At 43.5% G+C, this 21856-nt stretch carries 23 protein-coding genes and 1 tRNA gene; 17 read left to right on the top strand and 7 right to left on the bottom strand.

Going from position 1 to position 21856, the window contains the following annotated elements; all coding sequences use genetic code 11:
• Window positions 1-64: 64 nt before the first annotated feature.
• The 3 genes from Q9R21_RS06680 to Q9R21_RS06670 form a co-directional block, all read right to left on the bottom strand.
• The gene (locus tag Q9R21_RS06680; RefSeq protein WP_311203969.1) at window positions 65-670 is read right to left on the bottom strand and encodes an alpha/beta hydrolase; all 606 of its coding nucleotides are present in this window, start codon (window positions 668-670) and stop codon (window positions 65-67) included.
• A gap of 32 nt (window positions 671-702) precedes the next feature.
• Window positions 703-1716: a sulfate ABC transporter substrate-binding protein gene (locus tag Q9R21_RS06675; RefSeq protein WP_311203968.1), complete on the bottom strand. Its 1014-nt coding sequence runs from the start codon at window positions 1714-1716 to the stop codon at window positions 703-705.
• A 175-nt stretch (window positions 1717-1891) separates the two neighbouring features.
• Entirely contained in the window at window positions 1892-2899 is a 1008-nt protein-coding gene (locus tag Q9R21_RS06670; protein WP_311203967.1) for a sulfate ABC transporter substrate-binding protein, read from the bottom strand.
• 160 nt (window positions 2900-3059) lie between these two features.
• Between Q9R21_RS06670 and pabC the strand changes: the two genes are divergently transcribed.
• The 4 genes from pabC to Q9R21_RS06650 all read left to right on the top strand — a co-directional run bounded on the left by pabC (window position 3060) and on the right by Q9R21_RS06650 (window position 6047).
• Entirely contained in the window at window positions 3060-3872 is an 813-nt protein-coding gene (gene pabC / locus Q9R21_RS06665; protein WP_311203966.1) for an aminodeoxychorismate lyase, read from the top strand.
• Window position 3873: 1 nt separating this feature from the next.
• Window positions 3874-4932, top strand: a complete 1059-nt coding sequence (gene mltG / locus Q9R21_RS06660) for an endolytic transglycosylase MltG (RefSeq protein ID WP_311203965.1) — start codon at window positions 3874-3876, stop codon at window positions 4930-4932.
• A 2-nt stretch (window positions 4933-4934) separates the two neighbouring features.
• A complete protein-coding gene (gene tmk, locus Q9R21_RS06655) occupies window positions 4935-5534 on the top strand; it encodes a dTMP kinase (protein ID WP_311203964.1) in 600 nt (199 codons plus the stop codon).
• Window positions 5535-5630: 96 nt separating this feature from the next.
• Window positions 5631-6047 carry a PaaI family thioesterase gene (locus Q9R21_RS06650; RefSeq protein ID WP_311203963.1) on the top strand — a complete coding sequence of 139 codons (417 nt, stop codon included), beginning with the start codon at window positions 5631-5633 and terminating at the stop codon, window positions 6045-6047.
• Window positions 6048-6155: 108 nt separating this feature from the next.
• Here Q9R21_RS06650 and nadB read toward each other — a convergent pair whose 3' ends face one another.
• Window positions 6156-7790 carry an L-aspartate oxidase gene (gene nadB / locus Q9R21_RS06645; protein ID WP_311203962.1) on the bottom strand — a complete coding sequence of 545 codons (1635 nt, stop codon included), beginning with the start codon at window positions 7788-7790 and terminating at the stop codon, window positions 6156-6158.
• A 229-nt stretch (window positions 7791-8019) separates the two neighbouring features.
• Between nadB and Q9R21_RS06640 the strand changes: the two genes are divergently transcribed.
• From Q9R21_RS06640 to Q9R21_RS06590, 11 genes are all read left to right on the top strand, one after another.
• A complete protein-coding gene (locus tag Q9R21_RS06640; protein WP_311203961.1) occupies window positions 8020-9405 on the top strand; it encodes a Do family serine endopeptidase in 1386 nt (461 codons plus the stop codon).
• 120 nt (window positions 9406-9525) lie between these two features.
• Window positions 9526-9978 carry a thioesterase family protein gene (locus tag Q9R21_RS06635; protein WP_311203960.1) on the top strand — a complete coding sequence of 151 codons (453 nt, stop codon included), beginning with the start codon at window positions 9526-9528 and terminating at the stop codon, window positions 9976-9978.
• A gap of 250 nt (window positions 9979-10228) precedes the next feature.
• Window positions 10229-12046, top strand: a complete 1818-nt coding sequence (gene lepA, locus Q9R21_RS06630) for a translation elongation factor 4 (RefSeq protein ID WP_311203959.1) — start codon at window positions 10229-10231, stop codon at window positions 12044-12046.
• A 20-nt stretch (window positions 12047-12066) separates the two neighbouring features.
• Entirely contained in the window at window positions 12067-12894 is an 828-nt protein-coding gene (gene lepB, locus Q9R21_RS06625; RefSeq protein WP_004279064.1) for a signal peptidase I, read from the top strand.
• Window positions 12895-12917: 23 nt separating this feature from the next.
• Complete coding sequence (locus Q9R21_RS06620; RefSeq protein ID WP_004279063.1) at window positions 12918-13289, top strand: DUF4845 domain-containing protein; 372 nt, start codon at window positions 12918-12920, stop codon at window positions 13287-13289.
• Window positions 13261-13959: a ribonuclease III gene (gene rnc, locus Q9R21_RS06615; protein WP_004279062.1), complete on the top strand. Its 699-nt coding sequence runs from the start codon at window positions 13261-13263 to the stop codon at window positions 13957-13959. The genes Q9R21_RS06620 and rnc overlap by 29 nt, the downstream gene beginning before the upstream one ends.
• Window positions 13959-14987 (top strand): GTPase Era, encoded by a 1029-nt coding sequence (gene era / locus Q9R21_RS06610; protein WP_004279061.1) that lies wholly within the window; start codon window positions 13959-13961, stop codon window positions 14985-14987. Before rnc ends, era begins: the two co-directional genes overlap by 1 nt.
• A 37-nt stretch (window positions 14988-15024) precedes the next feature.
• Entirely contained in the window at window positions 15025-15222 is a 198-nt protein-coding gene (locus Q9R21_RS06605) for an NF038104 family lipoprotein (protein ID WP_004645619.1), read from the top strand.
• A gap of 11 nt (window positions 15223-15233) precedes the next feature.
• Complete coding sequence (locus tag Q9R21_RS06600) at window positions 15234-15944, top strand: DNA repair protein RecO C-terminal domain-containing protein (RefSeq protein WP_311203958.1); 711 nt, start codon at window positions 15234-15236, stop codon at window positions 15942-15944.
• Between the two features lie 13 nt (window positions 15945-15957).
• Window positions 15958-16683, top strand: a complete 726-nt coding sequence (gene pdxJ / locus Q9R21_RS06595; RefSeq protein WP_004645617.1) for a pyridoxine 5'-phosphate synthase — start codon at window positions 15958-15960, stop codon at window positions 16681-16683.
• 13 nt (window positions 16684-16696) lie between these two features.
• On the top strand, window positions 16697-17350 hold the full coding sequence (locus Q9R21_RS06590; protein ID WP_311203957.1) for a tRNA-(ms[2]io[6]A)-hydroxylase: 654 nt from the start codon (window positions 16697-16699) through the stop codon (window positions 17348-17350).
• Between the two features lie 193 nt (window positions 17351-17543).
• Here Q9R21_RS06590 and Q9R21_RS06585 read toward each other — a convergent pair.
• Window positions 17544-17619: transfer RNA gene (locus Q9R21_RS06585), tRNA-Asn, on the bottom strand.
• Between the two features lie 236 nt (window positions 17620-17855).
• On the opposite strand from Q9R21_RS06585, the gene Q9R21_RS06580 reads away from it, so the two are divergent.
• On the top strand, window positions 17856-18311 hold the full coding sequence (locus Q9R21_RS06580) for a hypothetical protein (protein ID WP_311203956.1): 456 nt from the start codon (window positions 17856-17858) through the stop codon (window positions 18309-18311).
• 35 nt (window positions 18312-18346) lie between these two features.
• Here the strand turns inward: Q9R21_RS06580 and Q9R21_RS06575 are convergent, their stop codons facing one another.
• The gene (locus Q9R21_RS06575; protein ID WP_404976569.1) at window positions 18347-18784 is read right to left on the bottom strand and encodes a PaaI family thioesterase; all 438 of its coding nucleotides are present in this window, start codon (window positions 18782-18784) and stop codon (window positions 18347-18349) included.
• Between the two features lie 264 nt (window positions 18785-19048).
• Here Q9R21_RS06575 and Q9R21_RS06570 point away from each other — a divergent pair, with 264 nt between their 5' ends.
• The gene (locus Q9R21_RS06570) at window positions 19049-20395 is read left to right on the top strand and encodes an MATE family efflux transporter (RefSeq protein WP_311203955.1); all 1347 of its coding nucleotides are present in this window, start codon (window positions 19049-19051) and stop codon (window positions 20393-20395) included.
• Window positions 20396-20458: 63 nt separating this feature from the next.
• Here Q9R21_RS06570 and Q9R21_RS06565 read toward each other — a convergent pair whose 3' ends face one another.
• Entirely contained in the window at window positions 20459-21694 is a 1236-nt protein-coding gene (locus Q9R21_RS06565; protein ID WP_071850978.1) for a pyridoxal phosphate-dependent aminotransferase, read from the bottom strand.
• Window positions 21695-21856: the final 162 nt, after the last annotated feature.

Here is a 21856-nt window from a genome sequence, read left to right as displayed (position 1 = left end):
ATGCTGATTAAAAATAACCAACGAAATTAGAAAATAAATTTGGCACAAGCATAGTTTGCAGCGACTAAAATGCAAATTTAAAATAACACTTGCTCTCATCAACTTTGCTGATATGGGGCATAGTGTTTTCTGAAATCAAATAGTGTTCAATTTCAGGAAAAGGGCCAAAACCTGAAGCGACATTGACATGACCGACTGCACCCAGATTAATTGGTTTAATTTTCCAAGCTTGGGCCAGTATGTGGGCATCTTCAAAACTTAACCAGGGATCATTTTCACTGATCAATAACGTGGTGGGCACCTGAAGCTTGAGCTGTTGAAAATAGGTGCTGTAGTCAGTCTGACTGTCGCGCGAAAAACCATTTTCCCCAAATCGTGCCGGATTAGCTGGTGCCACCAATAGCAGATTTTTTACTTTTGCATTGAGTTCGGGATGTTGGGCAAGGGCCGCAATACTGGTCAGACAGCCAAAGCTGTGTGCGACAATCTGAACCTCTGCTGGAATGGCTTGCAGAGTTTTGACAAATTCTGCTACCCAGATATCCAGTACCGGATGATTCCAGTCCTTTTGCTGCACACGGGAGCATCGCATCAGCCGGTGCTGTAAGCAGGTTTGCCAGTGGTTGTATTCACTGCCACCTACACCAGGAACGATAAGCGTATGAATCATGTCGATGCTCCTATATCAATCAGCTTGGAAAATTATTTCGCGCTGTTGGCTTTAACGATCTGGTCAAATACACCACCATTTTCAAAGTGAGCCTTTTGTACTTTGTTCCAGCCGCCAAATTCCTGATCAACCGTCACCAGTTTTAATGGCTTAAATACTTGGCTGTATTTGGCCAGTACTTTGGCATTACGTGGACGATAATAATGTTTACCTGCCAGGTCTTGACCCAATGGCGAATACAGGAAGTTCAAATAACCTTGAGCCAAGTGCTGGTTGCCTTTTTTCTTGGCATTTTTTTCTACAATCGCCACCGGTGGCTCAGCCAGAATCGACAGAGAAGGGGTAATAATTTCAAACTTGCCCGGCTGTTCGCGAAGGGCTAAATGCGCTTCGTTTTCCCATGCGAGTAAAACATCCCCAATGCCACGTTCAGCAAAGGTCGTGGTTGAACCACGTGCCCCGGAATCCAGAACTTTGGTATTTTTATAAATTTTACGAACAAATTCTTGCGCAGTCTTATCGTTGCCGCCCGCCTGATGTTTGGCCCAAGCCCAAGCCGCCAGATAATTCCAGCGAGCCCCACCTGAGGTTTTTGGATTTGGGGTAATGATTGCTACACCCGGTTTGACCAGATCACCCCAATCTTTAATTGCTTTAGGATTGCCTTTACGTACCAGAAAAACGATGGTTGAAGTATAAGGCGTCGAGTTTTGCGGCAATTTCTTCTGCCAGTCCGCAGGTAATAGTTTTGCTTTTTCTGCCAGCACATCAATATCGGCTGCCAGTGCCAGCGTGACCACATCCGCATCCAGACCATCAATCACTGAACGTGCCTGTTTGCCTGAACCGCCATGTGATTGCTTGAAATTGATTTTTTGTCCGGTACGGCTTTCCCAGTATTTGCCAAAATTCTTATTTACATCTTCATACAGTTCACGGGTCGGATCGTAGGATACATTGAGAAAATCACGTGCTGTTGCACCGAAAGAGGTTGCCGAGATAACAGCTGCTAAAACCCCAAGTTTTAATGTGTTTGAAATGCTCATCTGGACTGAATCTCTGATATGTTCTGTAACATAAGCGCAGAATAAACTTATTCTTTATGCATAAAAAATAATTAAAAATGAATTTTATATGAAAAAAAGAGATAAATAAGTTCTTAAGTGATTGAAATAAGAATGGCCTTATGAATAAAGGCCATAATGAACTGCATTTAAAGCATTATTTTGCATGGTTGGCTTTGACAATCTGGTCAAAGATACCGCCGTTATCAAAATGCTGTTTCTGAACCTTAGTCCAGCCACCGAACTCTTTATCGATGGTCACCAGTTTTAATGATTTGAACACACTGTTGTACTGCTTCAAGACATTCGCATTACGTGGACGGTAAAAGTTTTTCGCAGCCACAGTTTGCCCAGCAGGTGAATACAGATAATTCAAATAGGCTTTGGCCAGATGTTCATTGCCATCTTTCTTCGCATTCTTTTCTACAATCGCCACCGGTGGTTCAGCCAGAATAGACAAAGAAGGGGTAATGATTTCAAATTTGCCGGGCTGTTCGCGGACGGCCAAATGCGCTTCATTTTCCCAAGCGAGCAAGACGTCACCGATGCCGCGCTCAGCAAAAGTCGTAGTAGCACCACGTGCACCCGAATCCAGTACTTTGGTTTGTTTATAGATTTGACGGACAAAGTCTTGTGCTTTGGCATCATTGCCACCTTTCTGGTGTTTGGCCCAAGCCCAGGCCGCTAAATAATTCCAGCGCGCACCGCCTGAGGTTTTTGGGTTCGGAGTAATAATGTCTACGCCCGGTTTAACCAGATCGCCCCAATCCTTGATTCCTTTAGGATTGCCTTTACGTACCAGAAAGACAATCGTCGAGGTATAAGGTGTCGAGTTTTGCGGGAATTTCTTCTGCCAGTCTTTCGGCAGCAAACCGCGCTCTGCAATTTCGTCAATATCTGCCGCCAGTGCCAGTGTCACGACATCCGCATCCAGACCATCAATCACGGCACGAGCCTGTTTGCCTGAACCGCCATGCGACTGTTTATAATTGACTTCCTGGCCAGTGGTTTTTTTCCAGTAAGCACTGAATTCTTTATTAAAGTTGTCGTACAATTCACGAGTCGGATCATAAGACACGTTCAGGAAATCTTTTGCTGAAACGCTCAATGCGCTTGCTGAAATTAATGCAGCCAGTACCCCGATTTTTAATTTACGCGTGTTCATTTTTTGCCTCAAGTTTTTTAGCTTTTGTTAGATGGGGCAAGAATAGCTTGAGATTTTTTGCATAAAAAATAATTAAAAAAGAATTGGATGTGAGTAAAAAAGACATATAGGTGAAGCCTGATTCTGACTGCTCGATTTTTCATTTTAGAGGCTGCAAAATATGCTGTATTTAAAAAATGCTCAACAGGTCAGCCATATAGATGTGCTGGATCGTGGCTTTCATTATGGTGATGGCTGTTTTACTACGGCCCGGATTCGGCATAATCGGATTGAATTATATGAGCGTCATCTGGCACGTTTGCAAATCAGCAATCAAAAATTAAGCCTGAATGTCAATCTGGATTTGATTGCAGAAAGTTTACAGCTTTTACGGCAGTCAGAACGTGAGCTGAATGGAACATTAAAGATTGTGCTGAGTCGTGGAATTGGTCAGCGCGGTTATAGTTTGCCGGATCATCCCGCAGATCTCTGGCTGTTTTATTATCCTCAAGACATACAGGATTTTAAGTTTGAACAGATTCAAAGTGGCGTATTGCAGCAGGCAGTGGGATTGACTATGCCCAGTCTGGTTGGACTGAAAACCCTGAACCGCCTGGAGCAGGTTTTACTGAAACAGGAAGCAGATCAACGCGGCTGGCCTGAGGCAATAGTGACAGATGTACAAGGTGGCATTGTCGAAGGGGTGAGCAGTAATTGTTTCATTCTTATAAAGAATACATGGATTACGCCAGAACTCCGTTATAATGGCGTCTTCGGTGTCATGCGTGCAGAAATTCTACAACGTATGCAAGATCAGGGTATTGTCTATGAGCAACGATATATCGGTATGGATGAAATTTCCCATATTCGGAGTCTGTTTTTCTGCAATGCACTCAGCCCGATGAAAATTGTCACACAATTTGAGCAGCGCGCCTTGGATGGCAATGCTTGTATTGAACTTTTTAACCGTCTTCGATTAAACCAGATGTCTTAATATGTCAGCTTCCAAACCTAAAGCCAAAAAGAAAAATAAAGCGAGATTCTCCTCATCTTTCAAAGGAATTGCCTTAGTCCTGATTGGTATTGCTTTGATCTTGGCGTTAATCCTGAAAAGCAGTTTGTGGAAGGATTATCCTGTAGAAGGAAAAAAACAGCTGCTCGCGATCGAATCTGGTCAAACCTATTCCGGTTTTATTGATCGTCTGGCCACAGAAGATCAGGTGAGTTTCCCGATCATTCTCAAGCTGTATCAGCGCATCATGATTCATGACACCATGAAAGCGGGCGTGTATGAAGTGCGTCAGGGCATGTGTATCCGTCAGGTCTTGGAGATGATTTCCGATACAGACAATGCCCAGATGAGCCGTATTCTAGTAATTGAAGGCACGACCTTTAAACAACTGATCGATGACCTGAAGAAAAATGATCTGGTCACCAAAGAAGTGCTGCATCTGCCTACTGAGCAATTACTCAAAGAACTGAATATTCCGTTTTCACATCCTGAAGGGCTGTTTGCACCGGATACTTATTTCTTTGCCAAAGGTGAAACTGACCGTAAAATTCTGACCAATCTTTATCAGCGACAGATGAAAGCACTGGATGAGGCGTGGGCGAAACGTGCAACTGATCTGCCATATCAGAATAAATATGACGCGCTGATTATGGCATCGATTATTGAAAAAGAGACCAGTGTAGATCGTGAATTGGAACAGGTTTCTGGGGTATTTGTACGCCGTTTAAAAATTGGCATGCGTTTACAGACCGATCCAACAGTGATTTACGGAATGGGCGATAATTATAATGGCAATATTACCCGTAAAGATTTACGCACACCGACGCCGTATAACACCTATACTATTTCAGGTTTGCCGCCAACGCCAATTGCGTTGCCAAGCAAGAAAGCCATTGAAGCAGCCATGCATCCGGATAATTCTGACAACCTGTATTTTGTCGCTACCGGTAATGGTGGACATAAGTTCACGAGCAATCTGAATGACCACAATAAAGCCGTACAGGAATATCTGACGATTTTACGCTCGAAAAATAAGGAATGAGTATGTTTATTAGCTTTGAAGGCACAGAAGGTGTAGGTAAAACCACGCTCATTCGTTCGACCTATGAAGATTTTATCGCCCAGGGCAAAGATGTTATTTTGACTCGTGAACCCGGTGGAACCCCGATGGCTGAGCAGATTCGCTCGCTGTTGCTGGCTGTGAACCATGAAGAAGCCATGGCGCATGATACCGAGCTGTTATTGATGTATGCGGCGCGTGCCCAGCATCTGGCACAAGTGATTCTGCCCGCATTAGAAGCTGGGAAAATTGTCTTATGTGACCGTTTTAGCGATGCCAGCTTTGCCTATCAATGTGCAGGTCGGGGGGTGAGTGAAACCAAGTTGCAATTACTCAATGACCACTTTGTCGCACGCATGCCGGATATCACGTTCTGGTTAGAAGCGCCTATTGAACTGGGGATGAACCGAGCACGTGAACGCGGTGCACTGGATCGCTTTGAACAGGAAAAAGTCACTTTCTTTGAGAAAGTGAGAGCGGGATATGAAACTTTATGGCAACGTCATCCTGAACGGATCAAACGTCTGGATGCAACTCAAACGCCTGAGCAGGTATTTGAGCAGGCCTTAAGTTATTTAAAATAAGCTTGGAATTAAAATACTTTTTATTTAATTTTTCTCTAGGTTTATCTGTGAAGAATCTTCTATATTAAGACTGATATAGAAGATTTTTTTAATAAGATGAAAACGACCAAAACAGAGATAGAACAATTTTTACAACAAGAGTTTCCACAAAGCCTGGAGAAGTGCAGGATTGAGGAAGTTTCTCCGCGTGGAGCTACTTTGCTGTATCAGGTGAGCTCAGAGGAATTGCGTCCAGGTGGCACCGTTTCTGGTCCAACCATGATGACCTTGGCGGATTTTGCTCTTTATGTCGCCATTCTGGGTGAAATTGGATTGGTCGGTTTGGCCGTGACCACTAACTTGAATATCAATTTTTTACGTAAACCTTCTGGTGGAACGGATATACGGGGAGAATGTAAGCTGATCAAGGTCGGCAAGGCACTGATCGTGGGAGAAGTCTGGATTTATTCGATAGATCATGAAGAACCTGTGGCGCATGTGACCGGAACATATTCAATTCCACCACAACGTTAAATATTTGAAATTAGAAGACTGGCTATAAATAGCCTAAGCTGACTTTGAGCAAATAAAAATCTAAAAAGAAAAGGAGATATCATCCAAGGATGTTATCTCCATCTACTTTTAACAATTCACCAAAGGCGTTTCCACTTCAAAATTTGGTGGGACGAGGACTGTTTTGCGTAATTCTGGTAGCAGCTCGGGATAATCCAGGGTGAAATGCAAACCGCGAGATTCTTTACGGTGCATGGCGCAGCGCACGATCATCTCGGACACCAGCACCAGATTGCGCAGCTCGATCAGATTTTTGCTGACCTGGTAATCCTGATAGTACTCGGTAATTTCTTTTTTCAGCATTTCAATACGATGTAGCGCACGTTCCAGGCGTTTGGTCGTGCGGACAATGCCAACATAGTTCCACATGGTCTGACGTAGCTCATCCCAGTTTTGCAGAATCACGACATCCTCATCCGGGTTGGTCACCTGAGAATCATCCCAAGCTGGAACTGCAGGAGCTGGCTGATCGGCCTTGAAATTTTCCTGAATGTGCTTGGCTGCACTCATTCCATAGACAAAACATTCTAAAAGTGAGTTACTGGCCATACGGTTAGCACCATGCAGGCCAGTATAAGAGGTTTCCCCAATCGCATAGAGTCCGGCAATATCTGTCTGGCTATGTTCATCGACCACAACACCACCGCAAGTATAATGGGCTGCCGGAACAACTGGAATCATGTCTTTGGTAATATCGATCCCTAGTTCAAGCAGACGGGCATACAGGGTAGGGAAATGCTCTTTGACAAAGCTTTCATCTTTATGGGTAATGTCCAGCCAGACATGACGTATACCGAGACGCTTGATTTCATAGTCGATAGCACGTGCCACAATATCACGCGGTGCGAGTTCGGCTCGTTCATCAAAACGCAGCATAAAGCGTTCACCATCGGGCAGACGCAGATAAGCGCCTTCACCACGCATTGCTTCAGTGATCAGGAAAGAACGTGCTTGCGGATGATACAGGCAGGTCGGATGAAACTGGTTAAATTCCATATTGGCGACCCGGCAGCCGGCACGATAGGCCATGGCAATACCATCACCGGTGGCAATATCCGGATTTGAGGTGTAAAGATAAGCTTTCATAGCACCGCCACAGGCAAGGGCGGTAAATGGCGCTAAAAAGGTATGCACTTTTTCAGTTGTTTCATCCAGCACATATAAACCCAGCGCACGATTATCGCCGTCTAAACCGAGCTTTTGTGAACAAATCAGGTCAATCGCAATATAATTTTCAAAGATTTTAATATTCTGTTTTTCTTGGGCACGTTGTACCAAGGTGGTGGAAATGGCACGACCCGTGGCATCGGCCGCATGAATAATTCGGCGCTGTGAATGGCCACCTTCACGGGTGAGATGTAATTGTTCCTGTTCATCGAGGGTAAATTGAACGCCATGTTTCAGCAGGAAATCAACCGAGGGTTTGCCACCTTCTACCGTCTGTTTAACCGCATCCATTTCACACAGTTGCGCACCTGCAATCATAGTGTCATCAATATGTTGTTCAATCGAATCCATTTCATCCAGTACTGCGGCCACGCCACCTTGAGCATAAAAAGTGCTGGCATCTGTCAGGGTAGATTTCGCCAAGACTGCAATATTAAAATGATCTGGGAGCGATAAGGCTAAACTTAAACCGGCACCGCCACTGCCCACAATAATGACGTCAAATTGATGGGTAAGGGATAAATTAGACATGTCCATCAGCTAATTTTAAAAAAGTTTGGTAATAACAGCGCTTTTTTGTACAAAAGGCAAGCGTTGAAGTGCTCATTTATTGATGAAAAAAATTAATCAAAGTCTTAACTTAGGGTTTTGATAATGAGATATTGTCCAGAGCGACGTTTTGAAACATATTATTACTTAAACTTTACAGTGTTTGTGATAAAACCTATTTACATAAATTTATCAACAATTTGAGTGAATAATTTATATGAAAATTCTAGACTTAAAAAAAGGATTATTTGCAGCGACTCTGACCATGAGTGCTGCACAGTTGCAGGCGGTCACGCCGGTTGATTTTTCAAATCTGGTCGAGCAGGTCAGTCCTGCAGTGGTCAGTGTCAATGTCGTTAAAAAAATGAGCGAAGAAGAGCTCTTACAACAACAAGTGCCGGAAATTCTGCGCCGCTTTTTTGGTAATCAGGTGATTATTCCGCAGCAGCGTATGCCACAGGAAAAGACCGGTTATGGCAGTGCATTCTTTATCAGCAAGGATGGTTATCTGCTGACCAATCATCATGTGGTTGAGGATGCTTCCAAAGTCACCATTACCCTGAATGACCGTCGTGAAATTGATGCCACTGTTGTAGGGAGTGATGCACGAACTGACGTAGCTTTGCTTAAAGTTAATGGCTCGAATTTCCCAGAATTACGGACGGGTGATGTAGGACGCTTACGTGTTGGTGAGCCTGTACTCGCAATTGGTTCGCCATTTGGTTTTGACTATTCGGCTTCTGCAGGCATTGTCAGTGCCAAAATGCGTAACATGATGGGTGAAACAGCAGTTCCTTTTATCCAGACCGATGTGGCCTTAAACCCGGGTAACTCAGGTGGTCCGCTGTTTAACCAGCGTGGTGAAGTGGTCGGTGTCAATTCCCGGATCTTTAGTGGGACCGGTGGTTATATGGGCTTGTCTTTCTCGATTCCGATTGATGTCGCGATGGAAGTTGCGGATCAATTGAAGAAGAACGGCAAAGTGACGCGTTCATATCTGGGGGTGAGTTTGCAGGATATCGACCGTAACCTGGCTGAATCTTATAATCTGCCTAAGCCTGAAGGTTCCCTGGTGACTCAGGTTGCGCCAAACTCACCGGCAGCGCGTGCAGGTCTGCGTGCTAGTGATGTCATCTTAAAATACAACGGTACACCCATCTCACGTACCAGTGAATTGTTGAACTATCTGAACCGTACTGCACCTCAGCAACAGGTACAACTTGAAATCTTGCGTGATGATAAACGTCGTAGTATTGCAGCGACTTTAAGTGCGGCACCAGATGATACCCCGGCAAAAGCAGGCACACAGGCTCAACCAAGTAAAGGACCAGTGATCGGGGTTTCAATTCGTGACTTAAGTCCAGCAGAGCTGGCGCGGTTAGAAATTAAAGGCGGTGTGGTGATTCAGGATGTACGTCCAGGTGGTATTGCTGCACAGGCACGAATCATGCCGAATGACGTGATCACCCAAATTAATAACCAGACAGTACTGAATTCAAATCAGTTTGTGCAAGAGGTGTCTGAACTGAAAAAGGGTAGCATCGCGCGCGTGACCTTGATTCGTCAGGGTCAACTTGCTGTGGTCGGAATGCGTATCTCATAAGATTGCTGGATTTTCGTGAAAGACCGCTTCTAGAAGCGGTTTTTTATTTTTTGCAATTTACCCCAGCGATAAATTCGGTAGACTCTATAACCTTAAAATCATGGGAAGGATAACAGCACAGTGAGCGGTATTTTTGATCTTGCTTTAAAGGTTCAAGCCAAACATATTGATGGATTGGGCCATGTGAACAATGTGATCTATGTGCAATGGATGCAGGATGTCGCATCAGCTCATATTGCAAAACTGGGCTTGGGATTAAAGCAATATGTGGAACTGAAACATGCTATGGTCGCGGTTGAGCATCAGGTGCAATACCGTAAGGCGGCTTTTGAAGGTGACGAGATTATTCTACGCACCTGGCTGAATGACATTAATGCTTTGTATTCCTTTAGACAATACGCATTTTATCGGCCCCAGGATCAGACCCTATTGTTTACTGGCAGTACTCAATGGGCCTGTATTGAAATGGCCACAGGGCGTCCGAAACGCATGTCACCGACATTTACCCAGGCTTATCAGCCACTTTCAGAACATGTAAATCCTTTTGACTTTTCAACTTTACATCTGGATTAATGAGACAACATTTTCCAGTTTGATCAGTACATCTGGATAATATTGAGGAAGAAGTGGAGTCGGGGAGCTATTTTCTAATCATGGTGATCCAGATTTCATCTGACTGAGGTGTACGCGACCTAGGGAATAAAGGAAAAAATATAATTCTTTTTCTAGATCACCATTCTGCTATAATCCTTCGCAATTTCTATTCGGCTTTTGTTATGTAATATTTTTAAATTACATAGCGTGTTTTTTCTCAAGGTAACCCATGGCGCAAGCTAAAAAATCTGTTGATATTAAAAACATTCGTAACTTCTCGATTATTGCGCACATTGACCACGGTAAATCGACCCTAGCGGATCGCTTTATTCAAACTTGTGGCGGCTTGCAAGATCGTGAAATGCAGGCTCAAGTCCTTGACTCAATGGAGCTTGAGCGCGAACGTGGGATTACCATTAAAGCCACTTCGGTAACCTTGTATTATACGCATCCCAACGGTCAAGAGTATCAGTTGAACTTTATTGATACACCGGGACACGTCGACTTCTCGTATGAAGTCTCACGCTCCCTTGCTGCCTGTGAAGGTGCCTTGCTGGTTGTAGATGCTGCGCAGGGCGTAGAAGCACAGTCTGTTGCTAACTGCTATACCGTAATTGAACAAGGTCTGGAAGTACTTCCGGTACTGAACAAGATCGACTTGCCGCAAGCTGAACCTGAACGTGTCATTCAGGAAATTGAAGACATTATCGGGATTGAAGCCACAGAAGCGCCGACCTGTTCTGCAAAAACAGGTTTAGGTATTGAAGGTGTGCTTGAAACACTGGTCAATGTAATTCCTGCACCTGAGGGTGATCGCGAAGCGCCATTACAAGCGCTGATTGTGGATTCATGGTTTGATAACTACCTTGGTGTAGTTTCTCTGGTTCGGGTCAAGCAGGGTCGAGTGCGTAAAGGCGACAAAATGTTGATTAAATCAACCGGTCAAACGCACATCATTACCTCTGTAGGTATCTTTAACCCGAAACATACTGAAACCGGTATGCTGGAAGCGGGCGAAGTTGGCTTCGTGATTGCTGGTATTAAAGATATTTTCGGTGCACCGGTCGGTGATACGATTACCTTGGCAGCGACGCCTGAAGTTGCAACATTACCGGGCTTTAAAAAGGTGAAACCGCAGGTTTATGCCGGTCTATTCCCGATTGATGCCAGCGATTTTGAACCTTTCCGTGAAGCTTTGCATAAGCTACAAATCAATGACTCGGCCTTGTTCTTTGAACCTGAAAGTTCAGATGCGCTCGGTTTTGGTTTCCGTTGTGGCTTCCTGGGTATGCTGCACATGGAAATCGTACAGGAACGTCTGGAACGCGAGTACGATCTTGACCTGATTTCTTCTGCACCAACCGTAATTTATGAAGCGGTGATGAAGAATGGCCAGACCATTTATATCGACAGTCCATCCAAAATGCCTGATGGTTCAACGGTTGAAGATTTACGTGAACCGATTGCTGAATGTCATATCCTTGTGCCGCAAGAATACCTAGGTAATGTCATGACATTGTGTGTTGAGCGCCGTGGTGTACAAAAAGACATGAAGTTTATGGCGAATCAGGTTTCCATTACTTTCGAAATTCCAATGGCCGAAGTGGTGATGGATTTCTTTGATAAATTGAAGTCTTGTTCACGTGGTTTTGCATCACTCGACTATAACTTTGTCCGTTTTGAAAGCTCCTCTTTAGTCAAAGTAGATGTCTTGATCAATGGTGAAAAAGTCGATGCCTTGGCGATGATCTGTCACCGTAACGATGCACGCCATCGTGGTATTGCACTGGTTGAAAAAATGAAAGACCTGATTCCACGTCAAATGTTTGATGTCGCGATTCAGGCGGCAATTGGTGCGCAAATCATTGCACGTTCGACTGTGAAAGCGATGCGTAAAAACGTATTGGCGAAGTGTTATGGTGGTGACGTGTCACGTAAGAAAAAACTTCTGTCTAAACAGAAAGAAGGTAAGAAACGCATGAAACAGGTGGGTAGCGTAGAAATCCCGCAAGAAGCGTTCTTAGCCGTATTAAAAGTCGAACGCTAAAATAATAAGGATATAAGCCCATGGATTTTGATTTTAATTTGATTCTTGTGCCTGCGACCCTGTTTTTTGTCGCAGTGTGGTTGCTAGACAAGTTTGTTTTGAAACAAAGACAAACCCGGGGCAAGGGCCATGAGAATTTCATTATCACTTGGGCTTATGACTTTTGGCCGGTGCTGGCCATCGTGCTGGTACTGCGTTCTTTTTTATACGAACCTTTTAATATTCCGTCCGATTCGATGGTGCCGACGCTAGAAACTGGTGATTTTATTCTGGTGAATAAATTTGACTATGGCATCAAACTGCCTATGGTGAACACCAAAATTATTGATACTGGCAGTCCGGAACGTGGTGATGTTGCGGTATTCCGTTATCCACCACAACCGACCATCAGTTATATCAAGCGTATTGTCGGCTTGCCAGGCGATCATATTGTTTATGATCATGGCCAGTTGAGCATTAATGGTGAAAAAGTAGCGAAAGTTCCAGTAGAATTTAGCCGCGAAAAAGACCGCTTAGATACCCCGAATGCTATTTATCATAAAGAAACCCTGGGTGAGCATACCTTTACCATGCGTGAGCTGGAAGGCGTGAATGTCGCTCGTCAGGCACCTTTTATTAACTATTTGGAAAATGGTAAATATTCAGGTGAAAATGGTTTATATTGGGAAGTGAAAGTGCCAGAAGGTCATTACTTTGCGATGGGGGATAATCGCGATCAGAGTGCTGACAGTCGTTTCTGGGGGCTTGTTCCGGAAGAAAACTTAACAGGTCGTGCCTTCTATATCTGGATGCATAAAGAACCTGGCTTTAAATTACCATCGTTTGGTCGAAACGGAACAATCGATTAATTGTTTCAATCAGGAAAATAAAAATGAGACATCAACAAGGTGCTTCTTATATTGGGGTTTTAATTGCAATCGTGGGCTTTGCATTTCTTGCAAAAGTGGCGATTGCGGTGTGGGGACCATACTTCGATGATCGTATGGTAGATGGTGAGATTGAGGCGCTGTTAAAAAGTGCTCCAGCCAATATAACGCCAGAAAAATTCCGTCAACAGATGAGTCAGCGTTTAGAAATGAATAATATTCGTGATCTAAAGTTTGACGAAATTGCCAAAGTTACCAATACCGATGGTTTACAGGTGCACAAGAATTATGAAATTCGTAAAAATTTCATAATGAATATCGATTTAGTGATGAAGTTTGAGAAAGAGTTTGATCAAAGCACAGTCAAAGCTAAATGATGAACGTCTTGCCAAACGGATCGGCTATCAGTTCAAACAGGCTGATTTGCTGAAACTGGCATTGACTCATCGTTCAGTCAGTCATAAACACAACTACGAGCGCCTGGAATTTCTGGGCGATTCTCTTTTAGGGATGATCATTGCGAATTATCTTTTTAATGCCTATCCAAGCGAAAATGAAGGCCGGTTAACGCGTATGCGTGCGACCCTGGTTCGTCAGGAAGCATTAGGAAAAATCGCCAATGATTTAAAACTGAGTCAGAATTTAATTCTCAGTACCGGTGAATTGAAATCTGGTGGTCATCATCGTGAGTCTATACTGGCAGATACGGTAGAAGCGATTATTGGCGCAATCTATGTCGACTGCGGTGATCTCACCGTGCTAGAACCGATTGTGTTAAAATGGTACGAACCATATTTAGATCATATTGAGCCGACAGATCAGCTTAAAGATCCTAAATCTCGCTTACAAGAGTATTTACAAGCACGTAAGAAACCTCTCCCAGTTTACGAGGTTGTAGATATTCAAGGTGATGCACCCAATCAGCATTTTAAAGTGGAATGCCAGATTGCGGGATTGCCGACCATGCAAGGCGAAGGTGCGAGTCGACGTTTTGCTGAACAAGCCGTTGCGGCGGATATTTTGAAACTTTTGGAGCATAAGTCTTAATGACTACTCATTCCGATCACATTGATGCTGATCACGAGTCGCAAAGCGACAGTCACGACCTTATTAGTCAATTTTTTAGTGCGCAAGGCACCGAAATCCCATCAGATTATCGTAGTGGTTTTGTTGCTATTGTAGGTCGCCCGAATGTGGGCAAATCTACCTTAATGAACCATATTTTGGGTCAAAAACTTTCGATTACCTCACGTAAACCGCAAACCACACGTCATAAAATTGTGGGGATTGATTCACGTGAAAAATCTCAGGCTGTATTTGTTGATACACCGGGGATGCATAAAAAAGAAGTCCGTGCCATCAATAAAATGATGAACCGTGCGGCACATTCGGCTTTGCGCGATGTGAACCTAGTTTTATTCGTGGTGGATGCACAAAAGTGGACGCCAAATGATGACCTGGTACTAGAAAAGCTGAAAAATGCAGAGATGCCAGTGATTCTGGTGATTAACAAGCTGGATACCTTTGAAAACAAGAACGAAGCTTTGCCGCTGATTCGTGAACGCGAAAAGCTGATGAACTTTGCAGAAATCGTACCGGTATCTGCACTTCGTGGTGCCAATCTTGAACATTTACGTGACACGATCGCCAAGTATCTTCCATTCCAGCCACCCCTGTATTCACTGGATCAACTGACCGATCGTTCAGAGCGTTTCCTGGCCTCTGAAATTATCCGTGAAAAGATCATGCGTCAGCTGGGTGAAGAGCTTCCATATGATTTGACCGTTCAGATCGAATCCTTTAAAACTGAAGAGCCGGTCTTGAATGAAAAAACCGGTCGTATGAAAGCCGCCTGTACCTATATTGATGCCACGATTTTTGTCGATCGTCCAAGCCAAAAAGCCATTGTGATTGGCGAGAAAGGTGTCAAACTGAAAAAAATCGGTATGGATGCGCGTCTCGACATGGAAAAAATGTTCGAGCAAAAAATCATGCTGACCCTTTGGGTGAAAGTCAAAGGTGGCTGGTCTGATGATGAGCGTGCATTAAAAAGCTTAGGTTATAGTGATATCTAAGCAATAAGTTTGATAAGACCTTTTAAGGAATTCCGTGATGATGAAAGTGTTGGCAGTGGTTGCATGTGTTTTATTTCTGCAAGGCTGTATTCATAAAGTGGTCACGGTTCCTGTTAAAGTGGCTTATAAAACCACAAAAGTCGCAGTCAAAGGCACTGCGGCTGTTGTGGGTGCAGTGATCCCGGATGGGGATGACGAAGAAGATGATAAAAAATCAAAAAAAGATAAGGATTAAAGTGCCCGCTTATGCGTAACGAAGTACTGCATGGTTATCTGATTCATCAGCGTAAGTACCGTGAACGCAGTCATATTGTGTATTTATTTACCCAAGAATATGGCAGGGTAGATGGTATTCTCAGGCAAATGCCACCACCGCAATACCAGCCCATTCGCTTGCAAGCTTCAGGTAAATCCGAACTCAAAAATTTTACTAAACTGGAAATTGTTAATCAGCCGATTTTCTTTTTTGGCGATGCCTTTTTTTCAGGTTTTTATCTGAATGAAATTTTGCTGCGCTTATGCCCACTTGAAGTGGAAATGCCGCAAACCTTTGCTAAATATGCAGAGACCTTAACCGCATTGCAGCAATTATCCGCACAATCCAACCCGAATTTATATTTAAAACAGATCTTGCGCCAGTTTGAGCATGTTTTGCTGGAAGAACTCGGTTATGGTCTGGATTTTTCGGTAGATGCCAATCAGGCGCAGATTGATCCACAACAGCACTATTATTTTCAGCTCAATGCCGGCTTTATGCCATCGGCCAATGCCTTACGCTCCACCCTATCCGGTCAACAGATTTTAAGCATGTTGACGCATGAAAATGGTGGGGATTTTAATCCGGAACAGTTACAATTACTGACGAAACTGTATCGACAGGTGATCACGGCCTTGCTTGGTGATCGACCATTAAAAAGTCGACAACTCTGGATTCAAAATTCTCAATCTCAATCGTAGTTAGGAAAAGATTATGGCTGCATTACTTGGTGTCAATATTGACCATGTCGCAACATTAAGACAAGCACGTGGTACGACGTACCCAGACCCAGTCAATGCTGCATTGATCTGCGAACAGGCAGGGGCAGAAGGCATTACCTTGCACTTGCGTGAAGACCGTCGTCACATTCAGGATGACGATGTGCGTCGTATGCGTCCTGCGTTAAAAACCCGTATGAACCTTGAGTTGGCGGTAACAGATGAAATGATCGCCTTTGCCAAGGAAATCAAGCCACAGCATGTTTGTTTTGTTCCTGAAAAACGTCAGGAAGTGACCACTGAAGGTGGTCTGGATGTCGTGGGTAATTTTGATGCTGTAAAAGCCGCGACTCAAGAGCTGGAAGCCATTGGTTGTGATGTATCTTTATTTATTGATGCCGATTTTGCACAAATTGATGCAGCAGTTGCTTGTGGTGCACCGACGATTGAGATTCACACAGGCGCCTATGCCGATGCAGAAACTCCAGAAGCGCAACAAGCGGAACTGGAACGCATTGTGAAAGGTGCTGAATATGCTGCATCTAAAGGTTTGGTGGTAAATGCGGGCCATGGCTTAAATTTGGATAACGTGACGCCGATTGCTGCGATTCCACAGATTCATGAGCTCAATATCGGTCATTCTTTAATTGCGGATGCGGTATTTGTTGGTCTGGCACAAGCGGTTCAGCAAATGAAAGCCGTGATTAAATCAGCGCGTTAAGATCAGAGTGATTATGTCGAATATTAATTATGATGAACTGATGCAGCCGGTGATCGCTTTCCTTGGTTGTGAAACACCGCAAGCATGGCTGGATATGGCGGTCGAAAATCTTGAAATCTTGATGCAGGATCATGCCAACTGTGAAAAAAAAGCAGCCAGCACGGCCATGAACCTGATGTTTCGCTATAGCTATTTTGTTGATCTACAGGTGAAGCTTGCACAGTTAGTTCGTGAAGAAATGCTGCATTATGAGCAAGTACTTGAATTGATGAACAAGCGTGGTCAGACTTGGCAAAACTTGAGTGCAGGGCGTTATGCCGGTGGTTTACGCAAGGAAATCCGGACTTTTGAACCTGAAGCCTTGATTGATGTACTGGTGATTGGTGCCTTTGTAGAAGCGCGTTCCTGTGAGCGTTTCTACGCGCTTGCTTCGCGTGTTGATGATGAGCTGGCACGTTACTACCGTTACCTGCTCAAGTCCGAATCTCGCCATTTTGAAGACTATCTGGCTTTGGCGATGGATGTGGCAACCACGGCGAAACTGAAAAATCCGAAAGAGGATATTCAGGAGCGAATCCTGCATATTCGTGAAGTTGAAAAACAGCTGATTCTCGCGCCTGATGAAACTTTCCGTTTCCATAGTGGTGTTCCGGCTCAAGCGGCTTAATCTCGGTGATAATTTAAAAATCCTCCATCCATGGGGGATTTTTTATCTCTCGAGATTTTGAAAAAAGGAGTATTTATATATCGAGTTTTATGAGGGATTGAAAATAATTATTTTAAATAGTTGAAAATAATAAGCCGTGAAATTTTAAGATAATAAAAAAGCCCACTTCATTATGAGTGGGCTTTCTTGAATTTGGCTCTCCAACCTGGGCTCGAACCAGGGACCTGCGGATTAACAGTCCGTCGCTCTACCGACTGAGCTATTGGAGAATCTGAAAGCGATTATAGAGAGATTTTGACAGGGGTCAAGCAAAAATTATCATATTTATTATAAATACAGCCTGTCTGTTTTTAATTTAGGCAATTGCATAAATTTCACGAAAAATACTTGTCAGAATAAATTTCACTTGCTAGATTAAAACCATAAAGTCGTTTGACCAAATGGTCAAACAGTGTGGATTTAAACCTACTTGCCAGCACAAAAATGGCTAAACCGGAGACAGCGAATGAATACGCTCAACATCCCTCAAATTTTCTCTCAACTGGCTTATTATCAAGAAAACTATCTGAAAATTATTGCCGATCCTGCACAGTATTATATCCCGGTTAAAGACGCTCATATCACGCTATGGCCCTTGGCACAAAAATCACTTTATTTAGGTGATTTGCTGCAATTATGGTTTGCAGAAAAATGGTTGGTAGAAACTGAACGTCAATTTAACTTTGAAATTTTCCTGAATGCAGACTATCTGAAAGAACCAGGCAAAGACCTTTATATCTATGCCATTTCTGGGAATCTTTTGATGGGCACCAATCAGTCTAAAGCGTGGCAAGCCTCAACAACACAAACACAAGATGTGGAATTAGCCAATGTTTCCAAGCATTATTTTGAGTTTCAAGGCTTAACTCGACCACGCTTGTCATGTGTTGAAGCAGGGCAGGTGAAAAGCAGTATTATTTAAATGAAGTACCTGATGAGTTGTACAGGCTACCAATTTCATTCAGTCCGAATAATCATACAGGTCGCAGTGGCATGAGCATACAGGCGACCTTCTTCATCCAGAATCTGACCTTCAGAAATACCTAAATTTCTACTGAGATTAATTGATTTTCCTACGGCTTTCAGTGGCTGATTTTGAGGGATGGGGCGGCACATCTTTACATTCAGATCAATGGTGCCATAACCGACACCTGCTTCAAGTAAAGTATGAATCGCGCAGCCTGTCACGGTATCCAAAACAGTTGCAGCAAAACCACCATGGACGCCGCCAAGCGGATTTAAATGTCGATGATCAGCTTTGACCTTAAATTCTACACGTCCGCTTTCAATCACTGCTGGTTGCATCGACATGGTTTCACTAATACTCGGGGGCGGGATTTTTCCATCACGCATCGCTTCCAATAATGCTAAACCGCTCATTTCTTTTGGGTTCATTATGCTTTTCCTGTCATTATTCTTGAGTGGTTGAGGTTTAATTCAAAATTGTGACATCGATAATAGCAATCTGGTATAGGAATGGCGGATTATTTTGTAAGAAGTGCATTGCCTGCACCTGAGTAAAGTCATTTTTATAAAAAATAAGAAATAGAATAATTTATGGCACGATACTGGTATACATTTCTAATGAAATATCTCAGATCTAAATAATCTGACAAAAAACGAATCTTATAAAAGAATTAAAAATCGAGTGATAGGGTAATGAAACAGTTTCTGCATCTTTGGGTGCCTATTTTTCTCAGTAATGCCATTATTATGCTCAGTAGTTTGTTCGACGTGATTTTTCTATCACATTTTTCACCTCAGCATGTGGCTGCATTGGCAGTCTGTTTGTCTGTTTATTCTTTGTGCTTTGTGACGGGTATTGGGGTGTTACAGGGCATGATGCAAGAGCTGGCAGAAGCCAATGGACGTCAGGATTATGCGGACATCCAGCGTGTTGTGAAGCAAAGTATTTTGATTGTACTGGTGATTTCTGCTGTTGCGATGTACTTGTTTAATCATGCGACGCCTTTACTTTATTTTTTAAAGGCAGATGCGGCCTTACAGGCATTGATTGTGCCATGTCTGTGGCTGTTGGCTTGGACGATTCCAGCGCATTTATTGTTGCGTATTTTATATATTTTAACCCAAGCCTGTGGGCAGGCTAAGCGCGTGTTCTACGCCAATATGATCTATTTACTGCTCAAAGTGGCTTTGGCTTATGTCTTGATTTATGGCATTGAGGGTTATGTTACAAGCTATGGGGTTGAAGGTGCATTCATGGCACATTTGATTGTGCAGTGGATACTGTTGTTTGTTTACTATTTTTTCTTCCTTGAGCAGAAGTTAAAGATCCCGTGGTCTGGTGTTTTCTTTCACTGGCAGACTTTGTTGAAAATTTTAAAAATTGGATTGCCCAATGCGGTAGTGACTTTTGTGGATGTATTTGCCATCAGCGCGATTGCTTTGCTGATCTTGCCTTTGGGTGACATGGTAGTGAATGCACATCAGGTGATGCTTGGTTTATTGGGCTTGATGTTTATGTTGCCGATGTCGATGGCATCCGCCTTCGGTATTTTGGTGTCGACTCAAATCGGTGCGGAGCAGATTGATGCTGCATGGCAACTCAGTAAGCGGGCACTGATGGCTGTGATGCTAATAGCTATCGTTGTCGTGTTGACTATTTGGGGTTTAGATAGTTGGATTGTAGGGTTATTTAGCAATGATGCGCAGGTGATTGCATTAGCCTTGGCATTGATCTTTTTAATGTGTTGGATGCATATCTTTGATGCGCTACTGGTGATTAGTTTGGCAATGCTACGTTGCTGGCGAGAAATTGTCAGACCGATGTTTATTTTTATCAGTACCGTGCTGATCGTGGGCTTAGGTGGTGGTTGGTATGTGGCGTATCATCCAATGACACTGTTTAATTGGCAAAGCAATGCATTGGGGATTCATGGTTTTTGGTGGATGTTGAGTATTGCGTACACGATTGCAGCAAGTCTATGTTTTGTTTGTTTGCTCATTAAATACTTGAGCTATAAGCGAATACGACTCACTGTTTAATACATGTTGAAGAACATAAAAAAACCCGCGAAACTCGCGGGTTTTCTAAATCAAATGAGTTGATTATTGTGCAGCTTTTTCAGCTTCGATTGAAGCAATCGCAGCGTCAACGCCTTCAATTGAGTCAGCAGCTTTTTTGATACGTGCAAGTGCATCCACCAGTACTTCGTCAGCCGTTGCGTAAGAGATGCGCATGAAACCGCCAAGACCGAATGCATCGCCAGGAACCACTGCAACGCCAGTCTCTTCCAGTAACCATGCAGAGAATTCTGTGCAAGATTTAAGACCTTTGGCACGAATCAACGGTTTGATGTTGGCATATGCATAGAATGCGCCATCAGCAGGCAAGCAAGAAATACCGTGAATGTCATTCAAGCCTTTCACAACTAGGTCATGGCGACGTTTGAATGCTTCAATCATTGGCTCAAGTACATCTTGAGGACCATTCAAGGCAGCTTCAGCAGCAACTTGCGAAATTGAAGTTGGGTTTGAAGTTGACTGAGATTGGATCTTTTTCATTGCACCAATAAGTTTAGCAGGGCCCGCTGCGTAGCCGATACGCCAGCCAGTCATTGCATAGGCTTTAGATACACCGTTTAATACGATAGTACGGTCATAAAGGTCTGGTGCAACTGTTGCGATGTTGTAGAACTCGTCATCCCAACGGATTGGTTCGTACATATCATCAGATGCGATAAATACTTCTGGGTATTTACGCAGTACGTCAGCCAGCGCTTCAAGCTCAGCTTTAGTGTAGATCATACCTGTAGGGTTAGACGGGCTGTTCAATACTACTAGACGTGTTTTGTCAGTGATTGCAGCTTCTAATTGTTCAGGGGTGATTTTGAAACGTTGTTCTTCACCACATTTCACAATAACAGGAACACCTTCAGCGATGATCACCATATCCGGGTAGCTTACCCAGAATGGTGCAGGGATGATGACTTCATCACCTTTGTTTAACAAAGCAAGGGCCAAGTTAAAGAATGATTGCTTACCACCACAAGAAACCAGAATCTGGTTTGCTGCATAGTCTAGGTTATTGTCGCGTTTGAATTTAGCAATAATGGCTTTTTTAAGACCTGGCGTACCGTCAACAGCGGTGTATTTGGTGAAACCGTTGTTAATCGCTGCAATTGCTGCATCTTTGATGTGTTGAGGGGTATCAAAATCTGGTTCACCTGCGCCCAAACCAATCACGTTGTGACCTGCAGCTTTTAATTCAGCAGCTTTGTTGGTCACAGCAAGCGTAGGGGACGGTTTGATGGCATTCACACGATCAGAGAGACGTACGTCCACGGCAGTATTCCTTCTTATAGGGATTAAAAAATAAAAAGCACATTATCTTAGCCTAAAATGGTGCAGATAGGGCAAAAGAATTTGGAAAACTTTAAGGAAAAAATGGTGTATTGGCCGAACTTTATCTTGAATTTCGATGCGCTGGAAGCGGGCAAGGGGAGA

This window comes from Acinetobacter sp. RG5, assembly GCF_031844265.1.
Classification (GTDB): Bacteria; Pseudomonadota; Gammaproteobacteria; order Pseudomonadales; family Moraxellaceae; genus Acinetobacter.
The sequence above is the reverse complement of the archived record's forward strand: the minus strand, read 5'-3'. Positions and strand labels throughout refer to the sequence as shown.